Source organism: Stenotrophomonas sp. (assembly GCF_032103445.1).
Classification (GTDB): domain Bacteria; phylum Pseudomonadota; class Gammaproteobacteria; order Xanthomonadales; family Xanthomonadaceae; genus Stenotrophomonas.
On record NZ_DAMDFR010000095.1, the window covers coordinates 1 to 10,336 of the forward strand.

14 protein-coding genes and 1 other RNA gene are annotated in these 10,336 nt (G+C 66.7%); 12 read left to right on the plus strand and 3 right to left on the minus strand.

Annotated features, from left to right (window positions below; translation table 11 throughout):
- The 3 genes from RT551_RS20025 to pepQ all read left to right on the plus strand — a co-directional run.
- A partial coding sequence (locus RT551_RS20025) for a DUF1631 family protein (protein WP_313461774.1) occupies nucleotides 1-1,307 on the plus strand: 1,307 nt, incomplete at its 5' end.
- Nucleotides 1,304-1,657, plus strand: a complete 354-nt coding sequence (locus RT551_RS20030) for a PilZ domain-containing protein (protein WP_313461776.1) — start codon at nucleotides 1,304-1,306, stop codon at nucleotides 1,655-1,657. The genes RT551_RS20025 and RT551_RS20030, both read left to right, overlap by 4 nt.
- An 82-nt stretch (nucleotides 1,658-1,739) precedes the next feature.
- Complete coding sequence (pepQ, locus tag RT551_RS20035; RefSeq protein WP_313461777.1) at nucleotides 1,740-3,065, plus strand: Xaa-Pro dipeptidase; 1,326 nt, start codon at nucleotides 1,740-1,742, stop codon at nucleotides 3,063-3,065.
- A 642-nt stretch (nucleotides 3,066-3,707) separates the two neighbouring features.
- On the opposite strand, the gene RT551_RS20040 is transcribed toward pepQ, so the two are convergent.
- Entirely contained in the window at nucleotides 3,708-5,036 is a 1,329-nt protein-coding gene (locus tag RT551_RS20040; protein WP_313461792.1) for an aminopeptidase P N-terminal domain-containing protein, read from the minus strand.
- Nucleotides 5,037-5,043: 7 nt separating this feature from the next.
- A complete protein-coding gene (locus RT551_RS20045; protein ID WP_313461778.1) occupies nucleotides 5,044-5,592 on the minus strand; it encodes a UPF0149 family protein in 549 nt (182 codons plus the stop codon).
- Between the two features lie 91 nt (nucleotides 5,593-5,683).
- Between RT551_RS20045 and RT551_RS20050 the strand changes: the two genes are divergently transcribed.
- The 8 genes from RT551_RS20050 to RT551_RS20085 all read left to right on the plus strand — a co-directional run bounded on the left by RT551_RS20050 (nucleotide 5,684) and on the right by RT551_RS20085 (nucleotide 9,687).
- On the plus strand, nucleotides 5,684-5,905 hold the full coding sequence (locus RT551_RS20050; protein WP_125359822.1) for a TIGR02449 family protein: 222 nt from the start codon (nucleotides 5,684-5,686) through the stop codon (nucleotides 5,903-5,905).
- Complete coding sequence (locus RT551_RS20055; RefSeq protein ID WP_125359821.1) at nucleotides 5,902-6,198, plus strand: cell division protein ZapA; 297 nt, start codon at nucleotides 5,902-5,904, stop codon at nucleotides 6,196-6,198. The genes RT551_RS20050 and RT551_RS20055 overlap by 4 nt, the downstream gene beginning before the upstream one ends.
- 66 nt (nucleotides 6,199-6,264) lie before the next feature.
- Nucleotides 6,265-6,449, plus strand: a non-coding RNA gene (gene ssrS, locus RT551_RS20060) — 6S RNA.
- 81 nt (nucleotides 6,450-6,530) lie between these two features.
- Entirely contained in the window at nucleotides 6,531-7,103 is a 573-nt protein-coding gene (locus RT551_RS20065; protein WP_313461780.1) for a 5-formyltetrahydrofolate cyclo-ligase, read from the plus strand.
- Between the two features lie 10 nt (nucleotides 7,104-7,113).
- Nucleotides 7,114-7,590, plus strand: coding sequence for an EVE domain-containing protein (locus tag RT551_RS20070; protein WP_313461782.1), 477 nt, complete (start codon nucleotides 7,114-7,116; stop codon nucleotides 7,588-7,590).
- Nucleotides 7,591-7,624: 34 nt separating this feature from the next.
- The gene (rpiA, locus tag RT551_RS20075) at nucleotides 7,625-8,272 is read left to right on the plus strand and encodes a ribose-5-phosphate isomerase RpiA (RefSeq protein ID WP_313461784.1); all 648 of its coding nucleotides are present in this window, start codon (nucleotides 7,625-7,627) and stop codon (nucleotides 8,270-8,272) included.
- Between the two features lie 22 nt (nucleotides 8,273-8,294).
- Entirely contained in the window at nucleotides 8,295-8,756 is a 462-nt protein-coding gene (locus RT551_RS20080) for a DUF192 domain-containing protein (RefSeq protein ID WP_313461786.1), read from the plus strand.
- 85 nt (nucleotides 8,757-8,841) lie between these two features.
- Nucleotides 8,842-9,687, plus strand: coding sequence for a tetratricopeptide repeat protein (locus RT551_RS20085; protein ID WP_313461788.1), 846 nt, complete (start codon nucleotides 8,842-8,844; stop codon nucleotides 9,685-9,687).
- A 107-nt stretch (nucleotides 9,688-9,794) separates the two neighbouring features.
- Here the strand turns inward: RT551_RS20085 and RT551_RS20090 are convergent, their stop codons facing one another.
- A complete protein-coding gene (locus tag RT551_RS20090) occupies nucleotides 9,795-9,986 on the minus strand; it encodes a rubredoxin (RefSeq protein ID WP_125359816.1) in 192 nt (63 codons plus the stop codon).
- Between the two features lie 72 nt (nucleotides 9,987-10,058).
- On the opposite strand from RT551_RS20090, the gene RT551_RS20095 reads away from it, so the two are divergent.
- Nucleotides 10,059-10,336, plus strand: a 278-nt coding sequence (locus RT551_RS20095) for a thiamine phosphate synthase (RefSeq protein ID WP_313461790.1), incomplete at its 3' end; no start/stop codon positions are given.

A 10,336-nucleotide genomic window follows, 5' to 3' on the forward strand; every position in this document is an offset into this window, starting at 1 on the left:
TGTCCAGCGCCAGCCTGCACGCCACCCTGGCCAAGCTGCAGCCGCAGGTCGCCAGCGCCCGCCGCAGCATGGCCGACCTGCACAACGCGCTGCTGGCGCAGATGCGCGCCGACCACGGCCCGCAAGCCAGCCTGACGGTGAAGGACAACGACACCTTCGACCTGCTGAACATGCTGTACGGGCAGATCCAGCGCGAGGTGCGGCCCGATGCCGCCGCGGTGGACCTGCTGACCCGCCTGCAGGTGCCGGTCGCGCGCGCCGCGCTGAGCGACCCGGCGTTCTTCGTCCGCGACCAGCACCCGGCGCGTGAACTGCTCAACGCGGTGGCCGAGGCCGGCGCGAACTGGCTGGGCGAAGAAGACGTCGACCCGCAGCTGGTGCAGAAGCTGGACCGCGCAGTCGACAAGGTGGTCACCGATTACCAGGGCGACGCGGCGGTGTTCGAAGCCGCCAATGACGAGATCCAGCAGCACTTCCGCGCACTGGCGCACAAGGCCGAACTGGCCGAGCGCCGCCATGTGGAAGCCGCGCGCGGCAAGGAACGCCTCGAATCCGCCAAACAGCAGGCGGGGGCCAGCATCGAGCAGCTGTGCGCCGACGCCGCACCGCCGCGCTTCGTGCAGTCGCTGCTGAAGCAGGCCTGGTCGGACGTATTGACCCTGACCCTGCTGCGCAACGGCGAAGGCTCTGAACAGTGGCAACAGCGCACGCAGGAAACCGCGCGCATTGCCGAGATCACCTGCCAGGCACCGGGCAGCGCTGACAGCGACACCGAACTTGGCCAGCAGGTGGAAGCCGCTTTGCTGCAGGTGGGCTACCACCATGACGAGGCCGCAGCCATTTCGCGCCGGCTGTCCACGCCCGGTGGCGAGGACGAAAGCAGCTCGCGAACCGAACTGACCGCGCGCCTGCGTGCGCGCAGCCGCCTGGGCGACCAGGGCGATGGGCATGACCCGCGCAAGACCGCCCCGCTCGCCCGCAGCGCTGCCGAAGAAGAGCTGTACAAGCAATTGCGAACGCTGCCGTTCGGCACCTGGTTTGAATTCACCACCAACCAGCAGGGCGACGTGCGCCGACAGCGCCTGTCCTGGTACAGCCTGATCACCGACAACGCGCTGTTTGTGAATCCGCGCGGGCAGAAAGTGGCCGAGCATTCGCTGGACGGGCTGGCACGCCTGATGGCCCATGGCCAGGCGCGTATCGTCAATGAAGACAAGAGCCGGTTGATTGACCGCGCCTGGCAGGCCACGCTGCGCACCCTGCGCTCGCTGGCAGGCGGCGGTGCGGCGGCGGAGGGGACGGCATGACCGAAGAAAAAGAAACCCGCCGCGCTCGCCGCCGTAGGGTAACCGAGCAGATCACGGTTACCGATATGCTCGCTGAGGCAGTGATAGGGCGATTGGTCAATGTGTCGGAAACCGGCATGCTGATGATGGCCGCCGTGCCGATGCAGGATGACGCGCTGTACCAGTTCCGCTTCGCCATTCCCGGCCCCGGTGGCCAGCCGGTCGCATTGGACGTGGGAGCGCACCTGCTGTGGCACGAGCAAAGCAATGCGCCGGGCCAGGACTGGATAGGTTTCCGCTTCCTCACCCTGAGCAAGGAGCACCGGGAGCTGCTGAAGGCCTGGGTGGAGCAGGAGACTTCGGCGACCTGAGCGCCGGTTCCTGCACAGCACACCCGGCGCAATTGCGGCAAAATCAGGGACTGCAATCCGCACTGCCCTGTGAGCTGCCGCAATGACCCTGCCTGACCTCGCCGCCCTGTATTCCCATCATGTCCGCGTGCTTGCCCAGCGTGCCGACGAGGCGCTGGCGCGCGGTGGTTTCGACCACCTGGTGATTCCCAGCGGCACGCTGCATTACCAGATGTTCGACGACCGCGATTATCCGTATGCGGTGAACCCGAACTTCAAGGCCTGGCTGCCGCTGACCAAAGTGCCGAACAGCTGGCTGGTATACACCCCGGGCCAGCGCCCGAAGGTGATCTTCCACCAGCCGTTCGACTACTGGCACGTGGTGCCGGACGCGCCCAGCGGCTGGTGGGTGGAGCATTTCGACATCGAGATCATCCGCACCCCGGATCAGGCGCTGGCGCTGCTGCCGGCCGATCCGGCGCGCTGCGCGATCCTGGGTGAACCGCAGAGCGCGCTGGGCGCGTTCGTGCCGAACAACCCGGAGCCGGTGCTGCACTACCTGGACTGGCACCGCGCGGTGAAGACGCCGTACGAAATCGCCCTGATGCGCCAGGCCCAGCAGCTCGGCGTGCGCGGTCACCGCGCGGCGGAGGCGGCATTCCGCGCGGGCGCGAGCGAGTTCGAGATCCACATGGCCTACTGCAGTGCGGTGGGCCAGGATGCGAATGAACTGCCCTACGGCAACATCGTGGGCCTGAACGAGCATGCGGCGGTGCTGCATTACACCGACCTGGGCAAGACCGCGCCGCAGCCGCTGCGCAGCTTCCTGATCGATGCCGGTGCCAGCGCGTTCGGCTATGCCAGTGACATCACCCGCACCTATGCCGCCGCCGGCCACGACGAATTCGAGGCGATGATCGCGGCCGTGGACGCGGCGCAGCAGCAGATGTGCGCGGGCGTGCGCGCGGGCGTGGACTACAAGCAGTTGCACGTGGACGCGCACCTGTCGCTGATGGGCATCCTGAAGGACTTCGGTGTGCTGAAGGTGTCGCCGGAAGCGGCGCTGGCAACGGGCGTGAGCGCGGCATTCTTCCCGCACGGCCTGGGTCATCTGATCGGCCTGCAGGTGCACGACGTGGCGGGCTTTGCGGCCAGCGACCGCGGCGGCCGGATCGAGCGCCCGCAGGGCCATCCGTACCTGCGCCTGACCCGCACGCTGGAGCCGGGCATGGTGGTTACGATCGAACCGGGCGTGTACTTCATCGACATGCTGCTGGACGAAGTGAAGCAGCGCGGCCACGGCGACAGCATCGACTGGGGCCGCGTGGACTTCTTCCGCCCCTACGGTGGCATCCGCATCGAAGACGAAGTGATGTGCACGGAAGGCGACGCCGACAACCTCACCCGCCCGGCGTTTGCCGAGGCTTGATGGTTGCCTGATTTCCTGATTTCCTGATTGCCTGATTGCACGATCGCACGATTGCCTCACTGCCTGATTGCACGATCTACGTAGAGCCGGGCTTGCCCGGCTGCTGTAGGATTCAGGCGAAAAGCCTTCGGTTCACGGCATCCCTGATTTGGCAGCTCGGGACGGGCGTTCCGGGGGACGCTGCAAGTACGTCCCTGTAAGCTCGATCGCCGCATCCATGCGGCTCACGCCCCCTCCAGCCCATCCCGACCCGCCATCGACAGTGGGTCGGTGGCCATGGGAAGTGCCACATCAACGGCAATGTTGATCCGGGGTCATGCGTTACCGATTGCTGGGGATTTCACGGCGATCGTCTGTCGACCGATCCCACCGGGGCAGCGCGAGTGGCCTTTGATCTTCCATGGCCACCGGCCAACTGTCTGGGGCGTGCCGGGGTGGGTTTGCGGGACCGTCAAAAACATGGATGTTTTTGACGAGCCTACAGGGACGTATTCACGGCGTGTCCCGCAAACCCACCCTGGCGCGCCCAAACACGGAAGACAGTGACCATCGGCTGTTCGCCGAAAACCAACAGCAGCCGGGCAAGCCCGGCTCTACGTACATCGTGCAATCACGCAATCAGGAGATCGTGCGATAGAGCGATCAGCGCGAAGCAGCCATTTCCGCTTCAATCTCATCGGCGCTGCGTGCCAAACCCTCGGTCAGCACGCGGTGGCCGTCGTCGGTAATCAGCACGTCGTCCTCGGTGCGGATGCCGATGCCGCGCCAGCGCGGCTCCACGCTTTGGTCATCCGCGCTCACGTACAGCCCCGGCTCGATGGTGAACACCATGCCCGGCTCCAGCAGGCGTGAGTCGCCCGCCAGGCGGTAATCGCCCACGTCGTGCACATCCAGACCCAGCCAGTGGCCGGTTTTGTGCCGGTAGAAACGCTGGTAATGCCCCTGCGCGATGTTCTCTTCCAGCGTGCCCTTCAGCAGCCCCAGTCGCAGCAGGCCTTCAGTCAGAGTCTGCACCGCTGCCAGATGGCCCGCTTCGTACGCGACGCCCGGGCGCGCCTGCGCCAACGCCGCCGCCTGCGCCGCACCGACCAGATCATGCAGCGCGCGCTGCTCGGGGGTGAAACGACCATTGACCGGGAAGGTGCGGGTGATGTCGCTGGCGTAGCCGCGGAACTCGGCGCCCGCATCGATCAACACCAGATCGCCGTCGTGGCTGCGCGCATTGTTGCCCCGGTAATGCAGGATGCACGCGTTCGCCCCCGCACCGACGATGCTGCCGTAGGCCGGCCACGCGTCGTTGGCGCGGAAGTCGCGCTCCAGGTCCGCCTGAAGTTCGTATTCGAACATGCCCGGGCGCGCCACCCGCATCGCCGTGCGGTGTGCCTGCACGGTGATCTGCGCGGCACGCTGCATCAGCGCCACTTCCGCCGGCGACTTGAACAGCCGCTGCTCGTGCAGCAGGTGGCCCAGTTCCAGGAATTCATGCGGCGGCTGCGCGCCGTGCCGCACCTGCGAGCGCACCCGGTTGACCCAGCCGATCAGCTTCAGGTCGAAGTCTGCATCGCGGCCAAAGTGGTAGTACACCCGCGAGCGGCCTTCCAGCAGCCCTGGCAGGATGTCGTCGAGGTCATCGATCGGATAGGCATCGTCCATGCCGAAGTCCGCCACCGCGCCTTCCTGTCCCGCGCGCGCGCCGTCCCAGGCTTCGCGCTCGGCATCGCGCTCGCGGCAGAACAGGATCACCTCGCCATGCCGGCGGCCGGGAATCAGCACCAGCACCGCGTCCGGCTCCGGGAAGCCGCTCAGGTACCAGAAGTCCGAGTCCTGCCGGAACGGGTAATGCGTGTCCAGGCTGCGCACCCGCTCGGAGGCGGCCGGCAGCACCAGAATGGCGTCGTCACCGGCCATTTCCATCAACTGCTGGCGGCGGTGCCTGTATTCGCTCGCGCTGATTCCGGTCAGCTGCTGGATATCCATCTCAGTTCAGGCGCTGGCGGTGACGCGCGCCCATCACGCAGTCGCCGTGCAGCAGCAGCACCGCCACGCGCACGAACTCCTCGATCTCGGCCAGTGCATCTTCGTCGTCATCGTTGCCGCTTTCGAAGTCTTCCACCGACACCTGGGCCAGCTTGGCCAGGTCGGTCAGCGCTTCTTCGCCTTCTTCGGACAGCACCGGACGGTTACCGCCCGCGCCCAGCCCGAAACCGCCCAAGAAGGCGCGCGCCCACGCAAACAGCGCGTCGGCCTGCGAGGTGGTGTCGGTGGCGTCGGTGAGCAGCAGCTCGAAGGCGAAATCACGGTCTTCCAGCTGGGCCACGGTCGCGGTCAGCAGGTCATCCAGGGTGTCCCCTTCCTGCACCGGCGGCAGGCTGTCGTCGGCCAGCACCTTGGCCGGCCATTCGCGCACGGCCGCACCACCGGCCGACAGCCAGCCGCACAGGCCGCCGTGCAGCTCGGCCGCGCTGGCCCCCAGGCCCAGGGCCTGGCTTGCCTGGGTTACGTCTTGGACAGTCGGAAGTTCGGTCATTTCGGGCTCGGTCACACTTACGGGTTGGCAGCTTCGCAGTGTAGCAATGGACAGGTAGCGGCCGGGGCGTCGCCTGCGCTATGGTGCGGGCATGGAACCTTCAGATGCCATCGCCCAGCTACAGGCCTTTGCCGCCCGGGTGGAGGCGTTGCTGGAGCGCAACCAGCGCCTGGCCGAGGAAAACCGCAGCCTGCGCCACCAGCAGGAGCAGCTGGTCAACGAGCGCTCGCAGCTGCTGGCCAAAAACGAGCAGGCCCGCTCCCGGGTGGAAGCGATGATCACCCGGCTCAAATCCCTGGAGCAGCACACATGAGCCAGTCCGAACCGGTCAGCGTCCGTATTCTGGATCGTGAGTACACCGTGGGCGTGGGCGCGGACGAGCGCGAAAGCCTCACCGCCGCCGCGCGCCTGCTCGACGCAAAAATGCGCGAGATCCGCGGCAGCAACCGCATGGCCGCCGTCGATCGCATTGCCGTGCTGGCCGCGCTGAACCTGGCCCATGAACTGCAGCAGCTGCGCGATGAACACGCGCAGCAGGCCACGGCGCTGCAGCAGACGCTTTCCGACCTGAACCGGCGCCTGGACCGCGCGTTCGACGGTGCCTGAATTGGCCTGCAATCCGACCGACGAACGGGGGTACCCGAATCGGTGGGGTTGGCTATAATGGCCTCGCGTTCTCTGCTGTGAACGACGGCGTGTGCAAACATTCGCCTTGTCCCTTAATTACGACCACGGGTGCGCGACGACGCCGGGAGTGCAGGTCCGCCTTGTAGCGGGAAGCCCGATGGAGTCCCAGCGTACCCACTTGAACCCCGGGTTCAAGGTCGTTTCGCACGCATCGTCACCGCGGAGAATGCAGTATTCCTGCAAGAGCGACGTTCCACCGGAGCGTCGCTCTTGTTTTATCCGCCGCCCTGCACCGCTGCCCGGACCCTGGCATGACCGACCCGCGCTCCGCACTGCGCCAGCAGCTGCGCCAACGCCGCCGCGACATTCCCGCCGCACAGCGCATTGAAGCGGCCGAACAGCTGGCCGATGCCCTGTTCGCCCTGCCCTTCGCCCCGACCCATGGCCCCGTTGCCGGCTATTGGGCGCTGGATGGCGAGATCGCCCTGCACCGCTGGCAGATGCGCCTGCCCGACACCCTCACCTACTGCCTGCCCGTGCTCAGCGGCGACGTGCTGCGCTTCGCGCCATGGCGTCCGGGCCAGCCACTCACCGCCAATCGCTACGGCATTCCCGAACCCGATGTGGCTGCCGGCGACACCCTCGCCGCCGAGCAGATGGCGCTGGTGGTGGCTCCGCTGGTCGGTTTCGACGCGCAGGCCCGGCGGCTGGGCATGGGAGGCGGCTGGTATGATCGCAGCTTCGCATTCCGCCAGGCTCGCCCGGCACCCCCGTGGCTGGTCGGCGTTGGCTTCGATGCCCAGCAGGTCGAGCACCTGCCGGTGCAGCCCTGGGACGTCGGCGTGGATGCGATCTGTACCGAAACCACCACGTTCATTCCCTGATAGACACCGCATGACCGCACGCAAGCGCTACTGGCTGATGAAGTCCGAACCGGACGCCTTTTCCATCGACGACCTGCAGCGCGTGGGCCAGGAACCCTGGAACGGCGTACGCAATTACCAGGCGCGCAATTTCATGCGCGACGGCATGAAGGTCGGCGACGGCGTGCTGTTCTACCACTCCAACACCAAGGTGCCCGGCATCGTCGGCACCGCCACCGTGGCCACCGAGGCCTACCCGGACGAAACCCAGTTCGACCCGAAGTCGGACTACTACGACCCCAAGGCCAGCCGCGAAGAACCGCGCTGGCTGCTGGTCGATGTGGCCTTCGAGCGCAAGCTGCGCGACACCATTTCGCTGGACGAGATCAAGCTGCATGGCGACGCGCTGGGCGAGGGTTTTCCCTTGATCGCGCGCGGCAACCGGCTTTCGATCCTGCCGGTGACCGCTGCGCAGTGGAAGCTGCTGCTGTCGCTGGAAAAGCACTGACCCCTTTCCTTCTGTCTTTCACGAGTACTGCCCCATGTCCGAAGCCAAGCGCCTGGCCGCCGAAAAAGCCCTGGAATACGTTCAAGACGGCATGATCGTCGGGGTCGGCACCGGTTCCACCGTGGCCTACTTCATCGACGGCCTGGCCCGCATCAAGCACCGCATCAAGGGGGCCGTGTCCAGCTCCGAGCAGAGCACCGCGCGGCTGAAGGAACACGGCATCGAGGTGATGGAACTCAACCACACCGGCACCTTGTCGCTGTATGTGGACGGGGCCGACGAATGCGACGGCAACAAGTGCCTGATCAAGGGCGGCGGCGCCGCACTGACCCGCGAGAAGATCATTGCCGAGGCCAGCAAGCAGTTCGTCTGCATCGTCGACCCGAGCAAGCAGGTGCCGGTGCTGGGCAAGTTCCCGCTGCCGGTGGAAGTGATTCCGATGGCGCGCAGCCTGGTCGCCCGCCAGATCATGGACATGACCGGCGGCCAGCCGGCCTGGCGCGAGGGCGTGGTGACCGACAACGGCAACCAGATCCTGGATATCCACCACCTGCAGATCACCGACCCGGTGAAGCTGGAGCGCGACCTGAACCAGCTGCCCGGCGTGGTCTGCGTGGGCCTGTTCGCGCGCCGTCCGGCGGACGTGGTCATCGTCGGCGGCGAGCCGCCGCAGGTTCTGTAACTTTCCCCTGAGGACACCCGGTATGCGTGCTTCGTCGTTGCTGCGTCTGTTGTTGCCGTTGTTGCTGCTGGTCTCGCTGAGCGCCTGTGCCAGCAGCGGTACCCGCCACTGGGTCGAACTGGCCGGTACCCGCTACCAGGTGGAGCTGGCCACCGATGACGCCAGCCGCGCGCGCGGCCTGATGTTCCGGGACGAGCTGCCGGAAGGCCACGGCATGCTGTTCATCCACGACCGCCAGGAACTGCAGGCGTACTGGATGAAGAACACCCGTATCGCGCTGGATATCCTGTACTTCGACGCGCAGCGCAAACTGGTCAGCCAGCAGCGCGACGTGCCGCCGTGCTCGGCCGGCGACCGCTGCCCGCCCTATCCCAGCAGCGGCCCGGCCAAGTACGTGCTGGAACTCAATGCCGGCCAGGCGCAGAAGCTGGGTCTGCAGGATGGCGCGCTGCTGACCTTCGGGCCGGGCATCGAAGCCAACTGAACGCGGCCACGCCGGGCCCGCCCCGGCGTGGCGTTTTCACAGCGCGCCGCTTGAATCGCGGCGCGTTTGTCGCCAGTCTGTGGTCATGCAGGGGAAGATCACATTGCCGGCGTGGGACAGCCTGGCCGAGCTGGACGACGAGGCGCTGCCGCTGTTGCCCACCGCCCTGCTGATCGCACGCGACGAATACCCTGATCTGGACCCGGTCGCGTACGACGCCCTGGTGCAGAGCCACGCCGACCACCTGCGCACCGAGGTGGACACCCTCGACCGTTTCCCGCTGAAGATTGCCGCGGTGAACCGGCACCTGTTCGATGAACTGGGCTATGGCGGCGACCACGGCGAGTACTACGACCCCCGCAACAGCTACCTCAACCAGGTGCTGGACCGTCGCCTGGGCAACCCGATCTCGCTGGCCCTGGTGCAGATGGAAGTCGCGCGCCGGCTGGGTATTCCGCTGGACGGTGTGTCCTTCCCCGGGCACTTCCTGGTGCGCCTGCCGGTGGACGACGGCATGCTGGTGATGGACCCGTTCAATGGCGGCCGCCCACTGGATGTGGACGAACTGCGCGAACGCGCGCGTTCGCACCTGGGCGGCGAAGTGCCCGACGACCACGTGCTGGCGCAGATTCTGGACGCCGCGCCGGCGCGGGCGATTCTGATGCGGATGCTGCGCAACCTGCACGGCGTGTACGCCGAGCGCGGCGAATGGGATCGCGCAGCGCGCAGTGCCGATCGGTTGTTGAAGCTGGCCCCGGAACAGGAAGATGCGCTGCGCGACCGAGGGTTGGCCTATTTACAGCTGGACCATCTGGCCGGGGCGCGGCATGACCTCGGGCTGTACCTCAAGCGCAATGCGCAGGCCAGTGACGCACAGTGGGTGCGCGAGAAGCTGATCGAGTTAGGCGCGGGCGCGCCGCGGTTGCATTAGAAGCAGCCGGGCAAGCCCGGCTCTACGATCATGGCGATCCGAAATGCACGTGGTGGTCCCGAACGTAGAGCCGGGCTTGCCCGGCTGCCGTTGGCGACCCACCGTGGTCAATCGATCTCCACCATCTCGAAATCATCCTTGGTCACGCCGCAATCCGGGCACGTCCAGGTATCGGGCACATCCTCCCACGCGGTACCCGGCGCAATGCCCTCTTCCGGCAGACCATCCACTTCCCTGTAGATGAAACCGCAGACAACGCACATCCAGGTGCGGAAGGTGGTGGCAGCAGTGTCGCTCATTGGATAATCAGGCTTCGGGCAATACGGTTGACCGGCATTGTCCCACTCCCGTCGCGCTGCTGGTAGCCATTGATGAACACCCCTGTTGCCTCGACCACGCCCCCGCGTGGCGTCTATCTGATCACTCCCGACGACGCCGACACCGCGCGCCTGCTGGCGCGGGTGGAGCCGCTGCTGGCCAATGGAGCCACCTGGCTGCAGTACCGCAACAAAACCGCCAGCCCGGCCCTGCGCCAGGCCCAGGCCGCCGCGCTGCAGCCGCTGTGCGCCGCCCACGGCGTGCCGCTGATCATCAATGACAACGTCGCCCTGGCCCAGGCCGTGGGCGCGGCCGGCGTGCACCTGGGCGC